Below are 18,630 nucleotides of genomic sequence, written 5' to 3'. Positions count from 1 at the left end.
AAAAGCAAGGATCACAGGCACTCCTTGCTTTTTTACTATTTATTCATTTGAGATTTGGATACATGATTTTGTAAACGACTAGTCATTAATAACCCTATAATCGGCACGAGAACAAACCACGCGCTCGTTTGAGATAATGCGGTACCAATCGTCTTAGTAGTACTAAAGTAAGCAATTAATATAGACGCCACAACAACACTCGCTGCGCCGATGACTTGCCGCATTGTTGTAATTAGAGCTGTCCCATGACTCATCAGGTCTTTCGTTAAGGCATTGTTAGCAGCTGTTATCGCGGGCATCATAATAAAGGCATTGCCACCTTCTAGTAGCATCGCCGCCAGTAAACCAATGAGCCAGGATGTAGTGCCGGCAATACTTAATAATAAATACCCAAAAATCATCATACTAGTTCCAATATAGACTAGCTTTTTTAGGCCAATTTGATTAAGTAAACGTCCGGCTCTTGGATTGAGCTGGCTGAGAAAAATAGCGGCGGGTACCATTAATAGGCCTGACCAAAGGGGTGTTAAATGAAAAACACGTTGATAAAATAACGGCATTAAGACGGTAGCAATAATGAGCCCTGAATAAGAAATACCAGTTAACAACATACCTGGTAAAAACCCTTTATATTTAAATACCGTTAAATTAAGGAATGGTTGTGTTAATCTGTGTTGCCGAAACACGAAAAAAGTCAGTAATATCAGACTGACAACTAAAATCAGCCACCACTGTACACTAAAGCCATTTTTTGGCAAACTAGAAATATCGTACAAAATACCCCCAAAGCCGATGAGCGTAACAGCTGATAACCAGTCAAATTGCGACTTTTTAAGCTCATGTGTGTTTTGAATCAACTTCTGGCAGCCTATTAAAAGGCCAAGTAGTATAACAAAAAATAAAATAAATAGTGCGCGCCAAGATACCCATTGCAACACAACGCCAGATATAATCGGACCAACAGCAAGTGCTGAACCCATCACTAGACCAACAACCCCCATTGTTGTCCCACGTTTTTCTTGGTTAGTGTTTTCCATAATAACACTTTGAAAAGTTGGAAATAGTGCGCCAACAGCCATGCCTTCTAATAACCGACCAATAATAATACCCGAAAACACAGGCGTCACCATAGCTACTGCTGTGCCAACTAAAAAAACGGCTACAATTCCGTTGAGTAATGGTTTTAGTTTAATATTATCTAATAGCCATGGACTAAGTGGCATAACAAGTGTCATCGCAATCATGAAGCCAGTAGTTAGCCATTGTACTGTACTAGCATCAACCCCAAAATTTTTCATTAAAATCGGATAAGCTGTTGTCATAGTTGATTGACTAATTGACATTGTAAATGAAATAGCGAGTAAAACGAGCGAAAATGGGGTTAATTGTTTCACATTTTTAAACATTTTTTGTTTCTCCCTCTGTAAATAACTTATAATCATTCTAAACTTTTAGAATGATTTTTTCAAGTTAAATTAGAATGATTCTTGATTAATGAATTAAAATAGTGTACGCTAATGTTGCAAATAAAATCTAACTTTTGGAGGTTATCACTATGGCAATTACCCCAAGCAAAGCACAAGATGTGTGGAAAGACGTTGGTGAACATGTACAATTTACCGTTTTAAAATTAACAAGACACAATCAAGCGCTAGCACAAGAGGCAATACAAGAATTTGCCGACCGTTCACAAGCTATTATAAGATCACTACGCATTCGTGATTCTCATTTAGCCGCAGAATCTGGTTTGAAAGTAGCCTTTGGCTTCAGCAACCAAGCATGGACATATTTATTTCCCAATGCAGCCAAACCAAGTGAATTAGAAACATACCAAACCTTGCGCGGCCCTGAATATAGCATGCCAGCAACTGACGGTGATATTTTCTTTCATATTCGTGCTAGTAATGAAGCCGTTGTTTACGAAGCACAAACACAATTTATGCGCTTTTTAAAAAATATTACCAGTGTGGTGGATGAGACGAAAGGTTTTCGTTATTTTGAAGGTCGCGCAATTATTGGTTTTATTGATGGCACAGAGGCACCTGCTATTGAAGATACCGCAGAGTATGCATTAATTGGTGATGAAGATGCACCTTTCATTAATGGATCTTATGCTTTTGCACAAAAATGGCAACATAACATGGATTTCTGGCACAATTTGAAGACTGAAGAACAAGAAAAAGCCATTGGTCGCGAAAAATTCTCAGATCTTGAATTAGCAGATGAAGATAAATATCATAATGCGCACAATGTTGCCTCAAAATTTGAACCAAACGGTGAAGAACAAAAAATAATTCGTATGAATGTCCCTTTTTCTAATCCCGCCTCAGGTAAAACTGGCACCTACTTTATGGGTTACTCACGTCACTGGCATATTATTAAAGGCATGCTTCAAAACATGCTAGATCAATCCGATTTCTTACTTAGCTTTTCTGATATACTTTCTGGTCAATTGTTCTTTATTCCATCGCGCGATTTACTAGCTGCCATAGCTGATGGTGATTTAAATAAATAACAGTATTTGATTCAAAAAGCGGCTCACACCTTATTCGTGTTAGTCGCTTTTTTTGCTTATCAGACATACTGATCATCCATAATTAATTGGCGTAACTATCTATTTGTAACAGCGTATTAACAATATCAGCTGCTGTCAATGAGAGATTCATTTGATGAATTGTTTCATTAGGTCTTAATACTTCTTGTGCAATCTGATAAAGTGTTTGTCGATCTCGTGTTAATCCTAAATCCTTTAGACAAACTGGCAAACCTAAGGCTCGCAAAAATTTGAGATATTTTTGATATAATACACTAGATGATTGCGAGAGTACTAGTTGACCCAACAATCCGAAAGCTACTTTTTCACCATGCATAATGGTAGGCGAAACAAATTGCGTTAAACCGTTAGCAATACTATGGGCTGCCGCCTCACCACCGCTCTCAAAACCGATACCGCTTAATAAGATATTCGCCTCAACAACATTTTCAAAATGCTGATCTACAGTGTGTGCACTATTGGCTTTAATCGCTAATTTTGCTTCTCTAAAAATTGTTTTAGTCGCTTGTTCTGCCAACACGCCTGCTGCGATCGTAGCCTTATCCCCAAACATATTTTGTCCATGAGCACACTTGACAGCACGATATTCAACAAATGTTGCCAGTGCATCAGCAATGCCTGCAATCAGTGTTCGTGTTGGTGCATTGACTATGATGTCCGTATCGACCATCACGAGGCTGGGGCTGCGATCAAAAAAAATATAATTTTCAAAATGTCCCTGTGCATTATAAGTTGCCGATAATCTTGAGGTTGGTGCATCTGTCGATGCCAATGTGGGCACAATAACTAATTGACAGTCAATTTTTGCGGCGACAATCTTAGAAATGTCTATAACTTTACCGCCACCAACAGCAATGACAATATCTGCCGCTCTTTCTTTGATGAGTGCTGTTAAATTAGTCAATTCATGATCATTAAAATGATCACTAATTACAACAACTTCACTCACTAAATTTTGCGTATTTAATGTCTGGCATAGTGGTTCTGCTGCAACATTAACTGCAATACCGTTACTCAGAATAATTGCACGGTGACCAAGACACGTTATTTGATCGTAATCTTGTGATAGAATATTTTGACCCTGCATATATAAAGCTGGACTAGAATAGCTTTTCATCATACTTCCTCCTCTAAGTTACATACTTTGACCGCCATCGACCACAATTGTTTGCCCTGTGATATATGGTGCTTCAGCTAAAAATGCTGCTACTTCAGCTAATTCAGCTACATTTCCAAAGCGTTGCATCGGTATTGTCTCTAGAATTCGAGACTTAATCTTATCAGATAACACATCAGTCATATCAGATTTAAACATACCAGGGGCAATTGCATTGACACGCACTTGTCTTCTTACCGCTTCTTTGGCTAGCGTTTTTGTCATGCCGATTAATCCTGCTTTACTTGTAGCATAATTAACCTGTCCAATATTACCATGCAGACCGACAATCGAGCTCATGTTAATAATGCAGCCTGTTCTGGCTTTAAGCATGTGCTTTAAAATTGGTTGCGTCACATTAAACGTCCCCACTAAATTAGCATTAATAACCTGTGCAAAGTTGTCTGATGACATATTGATAGCTAGTTGATCGGCTGTAATGCCTGCGTTATTAATTAAAATATCAACCCCTTTAAATGCCTGACTTCGGTACAAGGCATTTATGCCATCATCAATGGCTTGCTGATTAGTCAAATCAAACATCACTTCCAATGGTTGTGTCTGGAATTGTGCTTTTATATTGTCTGCGACACCTTGTCGTGAATGTAAAATGACTTGTGCCCCGAGAATATCAAAATGCTTAGCCATTGCCAAACCAATACCTCGAGAAGAACCTGTTATTAAAACCGTCTTACCTTGTAACTGTTTAACCATATCTATTCCCCCTATTTTTCAAGCACGATCTACTAAATTTTGCTGCGATAAGTGTCGACGAATTAAGTCAAGTGCTACAAAAATCGCATCTTCAACGTTATCTTGATGATCTTTTGCAAAGCTTTGTGAAGTGACTAGTAACCTCTCTTGATGGCTAACTAAGCCAAACCAAACTTTTTCATTAACATAATCATGCTGTCCATTGGATTCGGGTGTTTCTGCTAAAATTGCCAACCCTATATCAGCGCCTAAACGCTGTTGCGTTAGTTGTGCTAGACGTGACACTAATTGTGCGCCATTATCACCAGATAGTTCAATTTCATCGTCAGTTAGATCTAGTAAAGCACTCATACCATTAAAGCCACCAGCTAATGTTTCCGTTTGCGATAACGCATTTTGCAATGTTGATTGTACCAAGCCACGTGTAAAAACTTCTGTCATCGCAATCGTTTGCTGATTTTCTTCAAGTAAATTTGCAACCACTTTTTCGAGTGAATTATGGGCACCATAACCATAAAAGTAGTCTCCAACCAATGTATTAATCTTAGCAGCCGCTTTTTGATTTAAATTCTCTGCTATGGCTTCAGATGATGCCTTAGACGTTAACCTAATGGTTACTTCGTGTTTTTTAGCATCAGTTGTCATTGTTGGATTCGTTTGAGAAATCATTAAATCACTGATTAGTTGAGATAATCGCGATTCACCAATGCCAAAATAACGCATGACGAGCGAGTTCAATACCTGGCCATGCAAATACTGTCTTTCAAGTAACGGGACAACATAATGATCAAACATTGGCACCATTTCCCAAGGTGGTCCAGGCATTAATAAAAAATCTGGCCCATCATTACTTTGATAAAAACTACCAACAGCAAAACCAAAATCATTTTTTAATGGCTTACCCTGTTCTAAGAAGAGCACTTGCCGATAATTATTATCGGCCATTTCAACATCAACAGCATCATGCCACTTTTTTAATTTACGCAATGCTTCTGTATCTGGTATCAGTGAGCTATTAATGAATTGCGACACAACTTGTTTTGTGAGATCATCAACGGCAGGCCCTAATCCACCAATTAATATAATTAAATCAGAACGATGTGCAGCTAAACGCAGCGTTGTTAGAATATCGGCCGCATTACCGCCCACAATTGACTGATGATACGATTCAATCCCCATATCGTGCAAAGCCCGTGCAATGTATGGTCGATTCGTATCTGTTATTTGACCTAGTAACAACTCGGTGCCGACAGATATAATTTCAGCTTTCAAAGCAGCCTCACCTTTCTTTTTTAACTTGATTTAATGCCTCAATAATGGGCTGAAATGCACTAACTTCTTGATACCGATCGCCAATAAGCACCCCATCATAGCCAATCTTTCGAGCTACAGAAATACCTTCTGCCGTAATATGTCCACCCATTACTAAACTATAAGACGCTAAATTGCTGTTTTTTACTAATTCAGACAGATATTGATTTAACTTCAAATAAACAGCTTCCATTTCTACATAAGAGTACGCTGAACTATTAGACTGTGTGGAACGAAGCGATTCATAAGCAACAATAATACGTTGCCCCATAAAATCAATATTTTTAAGAATAGATTTTAATTCACGTATAACCAAATCTGGGCCACTATGCATCCCCAAACAAATAATTGGAATCATATCATTATTCAGACAGTTGGCTAAGCGTTCATGGATGATATCCGTGGTCTCGTTCAATAATTTTCGCCGTTCTAAATGACCAACAAAAGCGTATCTAATGTCTAATGCTTTAAGCACATTGGCAGACATTTCACCAACGGTACGTTGTGCTAGACTAATGTTTTGCGCAATAATTTCATAATTTTGATACGTGTTGTGCTCAGGTAGTGTTGGTGCAACCAGTAACTTAAAATTAAGTGGCAGTTGCTCAATATCTTGTAACCATTGTAGCTGTTTCTTATAGCACATCAGACTCTTAAAATTAACGATACAAATCATGCATTAACCTCATCAATAAATTGCGCTTGCTGCGATAAATACAGCTCAAATTGCGGGTTATGAATCACATCGTGATAAGCAATGACACCATCACGTGACCAAGGTGCTACACCAACAAATTCTAATGCTTTAATTGTGGGCATCAAGATATCTGCCACTCGCATACCATTAAAGAATTCATTATTATCATTAAATGCTGACTCAGGTGCATTCCATGTTGTCGACAACATAAACTTTTTACCTATTAATCGGCCACCTTGACCATATTTTGTATAATCTAGCCCATAAAAGATGCCATAAGCGAATACATCATCAAAGTAACTTTTCAGTTTTCCTGGTACATTAAACCAATAAATAGGGCATTGTATGATGATTAAATCAGCCCATAACCATTTATTAATTTCATCAGCACGTTGATATTCTGTTGCAAATGACACACGTATGTTGTGTTGTGTTTTTAGTTGTCTCACATATTCTGTAAACAAACGGTGATTTAACTGACCATTTGCATCGTGGTGTTCTTCAAAGCCATTAATTACTAGTATATTCATTTATTTTTCCTTATTTTAACTAAATTTAGGTGAATCCGTAGAATGTAAAGCATTCGGTATAGCAACACAAACTGGATGTACCACTGTTGTCCCATTCACTTTAAGTAGCCCTTGACCTGGTGATAACTTTTGATATGTAGCGACCTGCTCTGCTTGGTTATTTAGTAAGCTCGTTACCTCTGCCTGATTATTTAACTGGTGTATCAACAAGCTGCCAAATTGTCCGCTTAATTTGACTGGTAAGTCCAATGGCGATTGCGTCGATAACACAACATACAAACCATACTTACGGCCTTCACGTATTAATTTAAAAAGTCCTGAATCAGAAAGTGTATCATTGTTATTTGGTAAGAAACGATGTGCTTCGTCTAAAAATATAGTTAGCGGAAAACGGGCATCACTTGTCGTGCGAATAGTCAGTAATTCTCTTAACAAAATGGATAATACTAGCCTACTTTGTGCCCCATGCTTCATTAGCATGCTCACGTCAATCACCAAAGTAGCCTGACTTTTTCGTGTTGCAAATAACTTAAGTACATAACTCATATCTGTTTGTGGCTGTTGCGCATTGACTTGTTCATGCTTAAATAAACCAGCCAAATTCGGTGATGATAATTGTTCTTGCATGGCCAATATTTTTGACCAATGTCTTTGAATAACTTGATAGTCTAATGTCTGACCCAATAAATTGTAGTCAGCCTGATGATCAGCATATGGTACAATAAATTCTTGAATTAATTGATTAATTAATTGAGACGTATCATAGTCATGTCCGCAGAATTTTAGCTGCGATTTATCATTTCTGTAACTGACTTGTGTGCGATTAATTTTGTTGTATATCCCTGGTTGCTTGACGACTTGTTTTTGTATTTGTAACGCAGTAATTGCACTCTCAAACCTGTCAACAAACTCGCCCTCATGATCACCAAGAAGCTTGGTAATTTCCATGGCGGTTAACTGACTAACATCTATACTGGCATTTTCTCCTAATTTATAACGAACAACATGCCCAGCTGTCTGATATTCTCCTGTTGGGTCAAAAATAATTGTTGCTTGTTTTTTGTCTCGTAAACATTCCACTAGCCTCAGGAGTGAGGTTGATTTACCACTCCCTGTGGCGCCAGTAATAAGCAGATGGTGTGCCAGCAAGCTATTGGCATCAATAGACAATGGCTGAGAGGCATCTAATGCTTCAGCAAAGTGATCAATCTGCATGGGAGGCCTCCTTATCTTGCTAAATAATATTGCATAGTTTATAATTAGCCATGTGAATTATTTTACTATATTTATCTGTAATCGCACATAACGCACTATTTTGTGCGTTAATGACTAAATCGAGGAAACATGCCCACTATTTCAACATCTACAAAGCAAGTCATGAAGCTAATGGGCGCCAAATGGTCAATTGAAATATTATTGACCATTGCAGATTTACAAGTTACTGGTTTCAACCAATTGCATCAGTCTTTACCGGGAATATCGCACAAGGTACTCACTGATCGTTTAAAACAACTAGTGACTTATCGTCTAGTTAGTCGCACAGTTGTGGAACGTATTCCACTGCGTGTTATCTATAAAATCTCACCAAAAGGTTCGACTATGCTGATCATATTAGAACAACTAAATAATACATCAAATTAAAAAACATCTAACAGTCATTAATGTACTGTTAGATGTTTCATTTTTTGGGCTTGGGTTTTAACTTGAAGCCATAAAAAGTACGCCCTTTATATGTTTGTTTTGCCATTGTGCCTGTAGCCGTATATAGTTTACCACGTTTAGATTTAGCTTCAAAACTAATTTCAGCGCCATTGAGTAACTTGGTTAGCTCCTCGTCCGTAAAAACATGCCCGCTCCATTCTTTAGCAAAGGTGATTTCTTCACCTTTAAATTGGCCCGTCGTCTTTTCACTTACTGGGCGTTTCGGTTTTATTTTTGGTTGCCCAAGTAACGTTTCTAATTGCTCAGCATTTGCTACCATGATAGGCATGTCATGTACCACAACTTGGGTAACAGAGTCCAATAATTTAGGCATTGTCATTTCAAAACGACCGACTTGGTCCATCATCTCAAAGAGGCGCTTAGTTATTTTAGGGGACGCAATCCATGTGCCTTTAACCATAACAGCTGAGACATTACCTGTTTCAGTCAGTGTTAATTTACCACGCGTTTCCTTAATCATAGCTTTCGTCCCCCGACTCATATCAGATAAGGTCGAGACGCGCGTCGCACCTGTTCCAACATTGTGTTTCTCTAAAAAGGCCATGATCCACTTCGTGCTTGGCGCCTGTGGCTTTTTATTGGCCCCTTCATACAAATAAGGTTGTGCAGTTGGTCCAAGCTGACCCATTACAGCTGTTTCATCATCATCATCTACCTTAATGGCACGCTGTGAATCATACACAGCCTTAAAATTTAACTGAACTGGCACATTATAAGCTGTCTTAAAAATTGGATAATCAGTCAAATTTGCCGTGACATGATCATAGACATAATCTTCTGCCAACATGGCCAAATAGTTTTTGGCCAATACCTCATAGATAGCTTGTGCACTCGCTCCAAATTTGGTTAGGGTTGCCAAATCAGTAGGTACATTTTCTCCAGGTCGATTAGCCCCGTGTGCTCCTTGGTTCTTAACATGGGTCGCCCGTGGTTGCCTATGTGTCAGCAGGGCTGTATCAACATGCACAACTTGAGCAATTTGATCAATTTTAGGTAATAGTTCATTAAATTGTTCTGGGGTCACTGTCTTATCTTCGGTACGCGGATATGAAACAACCTGGGCCTCATACATTTTTTGGTAGGTACTTAATACTTCTTTGGCAGAAAAACCACGTGGTGCTAATATGGCTGCTAATCCAGCTAAATCTAATAGTTTACCAGGTGCTTGTGTACGGGTTTGGTGCCGCTCATTAGTAACCGCACTCTCATGATATTGCAATAAATCCTGCTGTGCAACTGCTTTGCTATCAAAACGCCAAGGTATCACATCCCCTTCTGGCGTAATACGACCAAAAATGTGCCCCGCAAGGTCTTTAAACTTAACTTCAAAATAAGGTTTTTTCACATATCGTTTAATCGCTTCTAGCTGGGCATAAATCTGCCAAACAATCACTGATTTCAGTCGGCCCTCACGTGCCACAACTTTGAAACCTTGCTTCTTGGCAGCTGTCGTGGCGATACGTGTCAATTGCATGGACGCAAAATCCCATCGATTACGACTTTCACCTTTAATGTACTCGCCATCTTGATTTTTATCAGAAACATCACGTAAATGCTGCATAGACGTCTGAATACCCTTAACCGATTCATCCATAAAATTGGCACGTAATACTTGTCCGCGCCATTTAATTGCTTCTAATGCTTCCCAAGCCAATAACTCACCTTCACCAGAAGGATCCGTATCGGTGGCAATCACGATGGCATCATAACCATTTGCAGCTTCTTTTTTGAGATCGTCAACTAACTGCTTAGTAGATGCGACTTTACCTGTCCGCAAATTACGTTGTCGAATATAGGTACGCGCCCAATTAAAATCGTTTAAATTCCAAGGTAAATGCTTAATTAACCAGGATTTATACTGTTTTTTTAGGTCTTCTGACACCATTTTTTCAGGATCTTTTAGCGTCATCACATGACCACGCAAATTGGTAATTGTGTAAGTAAACGTGTCAAATTGACCGTTTTTACCGCCTAGCGCTTTCACAAAATTTGCGGCAGCTGACGGCTTTTCAGTTAAAATAAGATATTTGGGCATGTCCTATCCTGTGTCACTTCTTCTCTAATACTTTCTCTCATTTTACCAGATTATCACATATTTCACTAAAAACTGGTATTGCTATGGCAAAATTTGATATGGTGAGTTATCCTTTGCTTATCGTTAACATCAGCAAAAAAGCACAGTTGAATGAACGCATTCAACTGTGCTTTTTATTGGCCAATTGTTCATTAATACGTCGAGCATTGTCATGTCCTTGTTGACGCATATAAAGAAAAATCGCTAAATAGATAATCACAAAAGTTGGTATATTTGTTAATGAGATGCTTGTTTTACCAAAAGTCAAAGCAATAAAGATCAAATAAGTTAACATCTCTAATACAAAATGTAAGACTAGTTGCGTCATGAAGCTGAACTTATCATAATCAAAAATTATTGATAATATTCCCATAATGGCACTCATGGTCATTAACAAAGCAAATTGTGTCAATGAAAATATTGCTTGATTTAATGTGATTGACAATAAGGAGAAAAATGACCCTATCCCGATACCGATGAAAGCTAGCATGATTATATACTTAAATTGTCTCATTTTCATCATTCCCTTCTAATCGATTTAAAATATGCTTAATATATCGTCTCGACACAGTAACACGTGTCCCATCTGTTAAAAAACCATAATAATTACCAGAAAAAGCCGATGCCATTCGTGATAGTTGGTTTAAATTAATCGCTGTTGCTTTAGATATTTGAACAAACAACTGCGACTTGTCTTCATTTAAAAATTGTTTTAGTGTTTTACGCGTTACTAATTGCTGATGATTATTACGTGTCACTGTTAATTCGTTACCAAAACTTGATACCATTAAAATATCTGATTGCGTAATCACATGAATATCATCAACCGTTTTAACCACAAATTTACTTGTTTCTGATTTTTTTGTTTGTAGTTGTTTGGCGATGGCTGTCATTTGTGTCAAATCGTTGCCCGAAATGACAACTTTAATGCCATCAAGTTGCTCATCGACATTGATTTTAATTTCCATGTCTCTCCCCCATGTGGCAATTAGCTTACCAATATAACCTTATTCTATCAAATTCTGTTATCAGACGGCGTGTGTTTTGAGACGGCGATAAAATTCTGCCAGACCAAATAAGAATAGCGTGATTAATAAGAAAACAATCAGTTTAAACCACTCTGTCTGCATATCAGTCACCGTATTACTGCCCCAATGCATTTTGAGTGTCTCTCGTATGGCAGCAAATGGAATCCATTCTATGGCTTTTTCAAGCGTACGCGGCAATTGAAATGTGCCCATACTGCCTGTTAAGAAGGCAATACCAAAGTAACACACCATCGCCACGCCCTGAATCATATTGAAGCCTTTAAAAACTTGGGCAATGGCAAAAGACAAAAGATATAATGCTGCAGTTAGAATCATGGTGCTAGCAAAGACGTTGGCTAAGCTCAGCATACTCATTGAAGGCAACGGTAATACCTGATACAAAACCAAACAATAAACTACTGTCACCAGTGACACCAAAATGGCCACTGAGACAAATTTAGCGACCAACTGTTTAGCCATACGATAGCCAAACAAGACAAATCGTGTTGTGACACCATCAGCCATATCTCGACCAAAAGAAATCGTGAATGGCAAAATGACTAAGCCAAGCGGTATCATCGGTAATAACGTTGCAAATAAACCTTTAGCTAATGCTTGATTTGCTAACGTGTTACTAGTGGCATGATAATTGCCAATAGCCAAAATCATCGGTAATAGTCCACCAACGATCATCGCAAGACTATACCCTAGTGTATTTTTAAGTTCAAATTTAATATAGTGCTTCATGATGTCTGCCCCAATCTGTTTATTTCACGCTGGTGTAACGCGTTCAAATAGATAAGTGTCACACTTGTTCGTGTTGCCGAAAAGGTAAAACCGTGTTGATTTAAGTGCGCAATCACTAACTGTTGACTATTCTGATTGTCACAACCAATCACAGTTTGCCCTGCTTCACCACGTATAATATCGCACCCTTTTGGCAAGGTAATCGCTAACTGCGGTGCATCTACGACAACCGCCGAATAACCCACATATTTTGCAAACAACATCGTCGTTAAATCGTAATCTACAACGTGCCCTTGATCAATAATCAATAATTTATTGGCTAATTTTTCCAATTCATCAAAATAATGTGTAATCAGTAAAATCATAGCTGGCTTATTAGCATACCATGCTTTAATTTTGGCCATTAAGTTAAAGCGTGTCTCAAAATCAAGGCCAGTACTCAACTCATCAAAACAAGTTAATGGCGCATCCTGATATAACACCATAATAATCGTCAATCGCTGCTTTTGCCCACCCGATAACTGGGCCACCTTTTTTTTCAAATTCTTTTCAAAGTCAAAAAATTGTACGAGCGCAATTAATTTTGGATTTTTCTTGTAGGTTGTTTGTAATAAACCTTCCAAAATTGTGCGACAAGTGACAGTGGCTGGGTAATTGTTTTCTTGCAAATGCACCGCAATTTGCCCTGGTTTAACGATTTTACCAGTATAAGCTACTTGATTCGTTAATGCCTTGATTAAAGTTGATTTACCAGCCCCGTTACTGCCAACAATGCCAACGATATCATGTGCATCAACAATTATATCGCGTCCCATATCAAGTGCAACAAACTCACCATAATTGACTTTAATATGCTTCATCTCTAACATATCATTCCCCCTGTTGTTCCTATCTTTATGATGTTAGTTTACCAAGTAGCATCAAAAAAAAACCGCTTTTGTGATAAGCGGTTTTAATTTACCTTTATGTTGCACTGCCTTGCAATGTAAAACTTACTGCGTTAGCTTTTGTTTAATATTATCTAATGTCACGCTTGCTGTATCGGCAAACCACAGCTGTAAATTGTCTTGCGACACAGCTGGGCCAATACCCAATGCTGTTTGCCCAGCACCTTGAATGGCTTTAACGCCTGCACTGGCATCCTCTAGACCAATAATTTGTTGTGGTGCTAACTTTAGCAATTCCCCAGCTTTGATATAAATTTCAGGATTTGGCTTACCATGCGCCAATGTACTTGGATCAACAATACCAATAAAATAATCTGTCAAACCCAACTGTTTTAAAATTGTCGGCGCGTTTTTTGAGGCACTAGCGATACTAGCCACATAACCTTTCTGTTTTATATCAGCAATAAAGTCAAACATACCTGGTAGAATATCATTTGGCGTCAACCCGGTAATTAATGTCACATAGTGCTTATTTTTACGTGCTGCAAAATTTGCTTTTTCATCATCCGTATAGGACTTATCCCCCTGATCAAGAATCATTTGCAAGGAATCCATCCGGCTAATACCCTTTAGTTGACGCGCAAGTTCATCTGGAAAAGGCAAAGATAGTTCTGTTGCTAATTCATGCCAAGCTTGTTCATGAAATTTAGCGGTATCGGTTATTACCCCATCTAAATCAAAAGTAAAGCCTTTAATATCAGAAAACTCAACCATGGTATTTTACCTCTTTCCTTTCATCTGGTTGTAATATCATCTGTTCACCAGCAATTATCACAGAAATTTTTTTATCTGCCTTAGCTATCACGTGATGATGCGAAATTTGTAAATCAATAGTGACGCCATGATATTTTTGCGTGAAAGAAATACTTGACCATTGCGATGGTAACTTTGGCATCACCCGAAATGTGTCATGCAGCATGTCAACTCCAGCATAATCATTTTGAATGACCGCTAAGGTTTCGCCCATCACACCCATATGCACACCTTCAGCGGTGGTCCCGCCCTGAATATCATAATAATCAGAGCCAATCGCCTCAGTCAGAAAATAATAGGCTTGTTTTTCAAATACTTGTTGTCCTTGCCGCGCTAACGCAACATAAATACCAGCAAAAACTGGTCGTGACGTAGTTGAACCATGCGTTGTACGTGCTAAATAATAAGCCGTATTTTTCGCTAGCCAATCACTTGGTAAGGTATATCCAAGTTGTGTGACCAACGCCTCGGTCTGACGGGCCCCAAAATTATAAAGGAGCATCAACAAGTCAGCCTGCTTAATGACCTGAAATTCATCTGGTGACTGACCTTCGGCTTTTAAGAGGCGATCAATACGATGAATATCACCATATTTTGTTTTGTAGGCTTGAAAATCTAACGATTTTAAGCTGAAAAACCCCTCGTATTGTTCGATAATACCTTCTGAACTAATTGATAGCTTCATCTGATGTCGCATCATAACAGCCTTATCTTGTAATGCTTTCGTATAGCCGACTGTCGCAGCAATCAAATCAAAGGATGTCTTATCCTGCTGTTCTAAATCATGCACATAGTTTAACAACCAAACCACCATTAAGTTCGTATAAGCATTATTTTTTAGCCCACCAATTGACTGTTTGGGCATGGCTTCATGAAATTCGTTAGGTCCCATAACACCACTGATATGATAACGTCCAGCAACTTTTTCCGCTTTACTTACCCAAAAACGTGCAATCGCCAACAACATAGCCAAGCCATCATTCTCCAAATGATCTTTTTTGCCACTGATTTGTTGATAAACCCACATGTTATAGGCTATTGCCAGAGAAACATGCCGCTGCAATCTCGAATTATCAGGAATCCAAGTTTGATCTACCGTGTTAAGATGAATCCGTTGACTTTGTTCATCCCCATACATGCCTGATTGCCACGGATACATCGCCCCAACCTCATTTTCAAAATCAGCATTTTTTTCTGCTGCTTGTAGTCGGCGCTTACGATAATTCAATAGCTGACTAGCCATAGTAGGTTCATTGGCTGAATAGTAAGGCAAAACAAACAATTCATCCCAGAAAATATGACCACGATAGCCTTCTCCGGTCAAGCCACGTGAACCAATTGAAACGTCTAAGTGGCTATTAGCATTGGGATTAGCCATTTGATTAAGGTGAAAAATATTCATTCGCACTAGACGTTGAATTGCATCATCGCCGACAATATGAACATCTTTTTCATGCCAAAACTGTTGCCAATAATTTTGACTACTCATCTGCATTTGTTTAAACGTTTGCTTTTCGATTGTCTGCGTTGTAAATGTGGCCAAGTTCCCCGGTGTTTCCAAACTTGTGGCAACTGCCATCACTCGGCTCAAAGTGACTGTTTGCTGAGGTGCCAATTGCAGCTGATAACGATCGGATAACTTTGTAGCTTCTACGACAACCTCTTTATGGGCTGCTACATCCAGGCTTGATTGCGCCGCAATGGCAATATCGACTGCAGTCGTTTTAGTAGATAGCAACATCAACCCTGGTTTAGTAGCTGTTACATCAAATTCTTGACTATCAAATTGTCGGTAGCGCGCGACATTTTGATTCAATACTTGCCCATCAATTTCTGCCTTCAAAGTCAGATTAAATTCATAACTTGTTTTGAGTGCCAATGTTAAGCCTAAACAATGCCAATTCACAGGATCAATCACTTTCACTGTAGTGATATCAACATAATGCAAGACATTATCATCAACTTGTACACGAAATGAATCTGTTAGTGTCCCTGTTTTAAAATCTAAAGTTTGTTTTAGCTGTTTAACTGTTTCAGCGTTAACACGTAAAGGCTGTTCATCAATAATGATATTAATACGCTGTAAATTGGGCAAGTTGACTAAATCTTCATTTACCACTTGGCGGCCGGCCACCGGTGTTGTCGTCTGATTAAAAACACCGGCCGCATACAACCCAGGGTATGAATCATCACTGAAGTCGTTGGTCACTAGAGCACCACGCCAACCTAGAAAACCGTTGCCAAGGCTTAATAAACTCTCACGACCATAATTTTTAACCCCCGTTACCATCGTATCGTATGTTAAGGTCCATCTTTTATCCACCATGTGTTGTCCTTTCTACTTTTTTACTGCGTCTTTAAAAGCATTTTTCTTTTCGACAGTTTTAATTTGTTGTGTATCTGTATCTTTGAAGCCAAAGAAGTAAACCATCAGGAACGCAACAGCGATGGTTGCTATAGCTGCAACCCAGAATATAAGCATATTGTTTGCTGAACCAGCTTGCCCCTTTGGTACCGCAAATGATGGAAAACCAATTAATGACCCTGTAAAGCCATACATGTTCAGATTAAATAACCCAGCAATCAAACCGCCAACAGCACCACCAATATTAGCCATCCAGAATACACGACCATATTTCAAATTAATACCATACATTGCTGGCTCTGTAATACCGGCCATCGCTGACAAGAAACCAGCACCAGCCAACCCCTTTAATGATGGTATCTTGGTTTTTGCCCAAACAGCTAATGCCCCAGCACCTTGTGCAATCATTGTAAAGTTCACGATTGCATTTAGAGTTGAGTGCCCTGTTTGTGCAATTTCATTGGCAATCAATGGTACAACCATCCAATGTAACCCGAAAATAACCAAAGCTTGATACAAGCCACCAATAATCAATCCAGACAATGGATAATTCAAGTGCAATAACCAATTAATTATGGTAGAAATACCCTGCGATAGTAATGTAATCGCTGGGCCAACAAAGACAAGAACGACTGCCCCAACAACCAAGAGCGTTAACAATGGTTGGAAAATTGACCGCAAAACCAATGGTAAATGTTTCTTTAACCAATTACCTACTGGTCTTGCTAGCCAGGCTGCAAAAATAATTGGGAAAATTGAATAGGCATAACTAGGGATGTTAATTGGTAGCCCGAAAAAAGTCGCATTCAGCGATACGCCGAATAATGAACCAACTGCCTTGGCTGGTTCTGCCAACTTACCATCGACAACATGCGGATTAGTTATCCCAATAAACTCAGGCTTAACTAAGAAAGCCCCAATCGCTGCAACGACAAATGGGTCACTTTTAAGTTGTTGTGCAGCAGAAAATCCTACTAAAATTGGCAGGAAATAGAATGGTGCCATCGCCATGGACTGTAAAATAGTAAAAGTACTTGATGCAGGATCAATAAAATAAATCGCTGGAAACGACGCTTTGTTAGAAAATAAACTTAAGAAACCATTCAGCATTCCACCAGCAGCCAATAACCCAATAATAGGCATCATCGAACCTGTAATTGTACCAATAATTGCTTGAAAACCACGTATTATTGGATTTTTTGAGGCACTATCCGTATTATTATTGCTTTTGGCTGAATCATCGGCAACACCATCACCAAGCTGTGAGATTACTTCATCATAAACATCAGTCACAGCTGGTCCAATCACTACTTGATATTGTCCCAGTGATTCTGCATAGTTCACGCCAGCAACGCCATTTAACTGTGAGATTCCCTGGTCGTCAGCAAGCTCATGATTTTTAAGATAAAATCGTAACCGTGTGATACAGTGAATGACTTTAACTACATTTTGCTTACCACCTACGCCAGCTATAATATCAGCTGCCAATTTTTCGTATTGGCTACCAGTTGGACTGGCGACTTCTGTCAGTTGGACTTTTTTCAACGTTACTTTAGCAACTGATTGCCCCATATTGACTGTACTTTGCGACAAAATATTAACATGCTCTACGACATCATCAGTATTTGTCATCACAACCATTGTTGTTGCATCTAAATTTGCTGCCGCAATTTGTGCCAAATCGACATGACCAATAACATCTCCTGCATGAACCATTTCGCCTACTTTAATTGACCATGAGTAGGGTTTGCCATTCAAGGTAACTGTTTCTAAACCAACATGCGTCAGTACTTCTAGTCCATTGGTTTGCTTGATGCCAAAAGCATGTCCCTGCAAAGCTATCACTTCGCCATCGACTGGCGCAACGATTTCTTGCCCAGTCGGTATAATAGCAAAACCTTTCCCCATCACTTCTCGACTAAAAACGTTGTCCTTTACAGATGACAACGCTATCAGTTGCCCAGTAATTGGTGCCAATATCTCCACATTATTCATCATTTTCTCCTTCATATCGGCTGTTAGTGCATGAGTC

The 18,630-nt window shown here is 38.8% G+C and carries 17 protein-coding genes; 2 read left to right on the top strand and 15 right to left on the bottom strand.

The window, feature by feature from the left end:
* Nucleotides 1-35 precede the first annotated feature (35 nt).
* Nucleotides 36-1,406 (bottom strand): MFS transporter, encoded by a 1,371-nt coding sequence (locus FGL72_RS00915; RefSeq protein ID WP_133286013.1) that lies wholly within the window; start codon nucleotides 1,404-1,406, stop codon nucleotides 36-38.
* A gap of 149 nt (nucleotides 1,407-1,555) precedes the next feature.
* On the opposite strand from FGL72_RS00915, the gene FGL72_RS00910 reads away from it, so the two are divergent.
* Nucleotides 1,556-2,515 (top strand): Dyp-type peroxidase, encoded by a 960-nt coding sequence (locus tag FGL72_RS00910; protein ID WP_085699639.1) that lies wholly within the window; start codon nucleotides 1,556-1,558, stop codon nucleotides 2,513-2,515.
* An 82-nt stretch (nucleotides 2,516-2,597) separates the two neighbouring features.
* Here FGL72_RS00910 and FGL72_RS00905 read toward each other — a convergent pair whose 3' ends face one another.
* The 6 genes from FGL72_RS00905 to FGL72_RS00880 are packed head-to-tail and all read right to left on the bottom strand — an operon-like array spanning nucleotide 2,598 to nucleotide 8,177.
* The gene (locus FGL72_RS00905) at nucleotides 2,598-3,671 is read right to left on the bottom strand and encodes a glycerol dehydrogenase (protein ID WP_133286083.1); all 1,074 of its coding nucleotides are present in this window, start codon (nucleotides 3,669-3,671) and stop codon (nucleotides 2,598-2,600) included.
* An 18-nt stretch (nucleotides 3,672-3,689) separates the two neighbouring features.
* Entirely contained in the window at nucleotides 3,690-4,424 is a 735-nt protein-coding gene (locus tag FGL72_RS00900) for an SDR family oxidoreductase (RefSeq protein WP_146992297.1), read from the bottom strand.
* A gap of 18 nt (nucleotides 4,425-4,442) precedes the next feature.
* Nucleotides 4,443-5,696: a CinA family nicotinamide mononucleotide deamidase-related protein gene (locus FGL72_RS00895; protein WP_004901426.1), complete on the bottom strand. Its 1,254-nt coding sequence runs from the start codon at nucleotides 5,694-5,696 to the stop codon at nucleotides 4,443-4,445.
* A gap of 7 nt (nucleotides 5,697-5,703) precedes the next feature.
* A complete protein-coding gene (locus tag FGL72_RS00890; RefSeq protein WP_004901429.1) occupies nucleotides 5,704-6,381 on the bottom strand; it encodes a triose-phosphate isomerase in 678 nt (225 codons plus the stop codon).
* A gap of 26 nt (nucleotides 6,382-6,407) precedes the next feature.
* Nucleotides 6,408-6,962, bottom strand: a complete 555-nt coding sequence (locus FGL72_RS00885; RefSeq protein ID WP_085699632.1) for an NAD(P)H-dependent oxidoreductase — start codon at nucleotides 6,960-6,962, stop codon at nucleotides 6,408-6,410.
* 15 nt (nucleotides 6,963-6,977) lie between these two features.
* The gene (locus tag FGL72_RS00880; RefSeq protein ID WP_085699630.1) at nucleotides 6,978-8,177 is read right to left on the bottom strand and encodes an ATP-binding protein; all 1,200 of its coding nucleotides are present in this window, start codon (nucleotides 8,175-8,177) and stop codon (nucleotides 6,978-6,980) included.
* 129 nt (nucleotides 8,178-8,306) lie between these two features.
* Between FGL72_RS00880 and FGL72_RS00870 the strand changes: the two genes are divergently transcribed.
* Nucleotides 8,307-8,603, top strand: coding sequence for a winged helix-turn-helix transcriptional regulator (locus tag FGL72_RS00870; protein ID WP_004901435.1), 297 nt, complete (start codon nucleotides 8,307-8,309; stop codon nucleotides 8,601-8,603).
* Between the two features lie 37 nt (nucleotides 8,604-8,640).
* Here the strand turns inward: FGL72_RS00870 and FGL72_RS00865 are convergent, their stop codons facing one another.
* The 8 genes from FGL72_RS00865 to FGL72_RS00830 form a co-directional block, all read right to left on the bottom strand.
* Entirely contained in the window at nucleotides 8,641-10,719 is a 2,079-nt protein-coding gene (locus FGL72_RS00865) for a DNA topoisomerase (RefSeq protein ID WP_085699628.1), read from the bottom strand.
* 160 nt (nucleotides 10,720-10,879) lie between these two features.
* Nucleotides 10,880-11,272, bottom strand: a complete 393-nt coding sequence (locus FGL72_RS00860; RefSeq protein WP_371862923.1) for a DUF3021 family protein — start codon at nucleotides 11,270-11,272, stop codon at nucleotides 10,880-10,882.
* On the bottom strand, nucleotides 11,259-11,726 hold the full coding sequence (locus tag FGL72_RS00855) for a LytTR family DNA-binding domain-containing protein (protein ID WP_004901442.1): 468 nt from the start codon (nucleotides 11,724-11,726) through the stop codon (nucleotides 11,259-11,261). The genes FGL72_RS00860 and FGL72_RS00855 overlap by 14 nt, the downstream gene beginning before the upstream one ends.
* Nucleotides 11,727-11,786: 60 nt before the next feature.
* A complete protein-coding gene (locus FGL72_RS00850) occupies nucleotides 11,787-12,533 on the bottom strand; it encodes an MFS transporter permease (RefSeq protein WP_085699626.1) in 747 nt (248 codons plus the stop codon).
* Nucleotides 12,530-13,402: an ATP-binding cassette domain-containing protein gene (locus FGL72_RS00845; RefSeq protein ID WP_040190561.1), complete on the bottom strand. Its 873-nt coding sequence runs from the start codon at nucleotides 13,400-13,402 to the stop codon at nucleotides 12,530-12,532. The genes FGL72_RS00850 and FGL72_RS00845 overlap by 4 nt, the downstream gene beginning before the upstream one ends.
* Before the next feature lie 123 nt (nucleotides 13,403-13,525).
* A complete protein-coding gene (pgmB, locus tag FGL72_RS00840) occupies nucleotides 13,526-14,194 on the bottom strand; it encodes a beta-phosphoglucomutase (RefSeq protein ID WP_085699624.1) in 669 nt (222 codons plus the stop codon).
* A complete protein-coding gene (locus tag FGL72_RS00835; protein ID WP_085699622.1) occupies nucleotides 14,187-16,559 on the bottom strand; it encodes a glycosyl hydrolase family 65 domain-containing protein in 2,373 nt (790 codons plus the stop codon). Before FGL72_RS00835 ends, pgmB begins: the two co-directional genes overlap by 8 nt.
* A gap of 12 nt (nucleotides 16,560-16,571) precedes the next feature.
* Nucleotides 16,572-18,593 carry a PTS sugar transporter subunit IIABC gene (locus tag FGL72_RS00830; RefSeq protein ID WP_085699620.1) on the bottom strand — a complete coding sequence of 674 codons (2,022 nt, stop codon included), beginning with the start codon at nucleotides 18,591-18,593 and terminating at the stop codon, nucleotides 16,572-16,574.
* Nucleotides 18,594-18,630: the final 37 nt, after the last annotated feature.

Source organism: Leuconostoc citreum (assembly GCF_007954785.1).
GTDB classification, from domain to species: domain Bacteria; phylum Bacillota; class Bacilli; order Lactobacillales; family Lactobacillaceae; genus Leuconostoc; species Leuconostoc citreum.
This window is presented reverse-complemented; position numbering and strand designations above follow the sequence as displayed.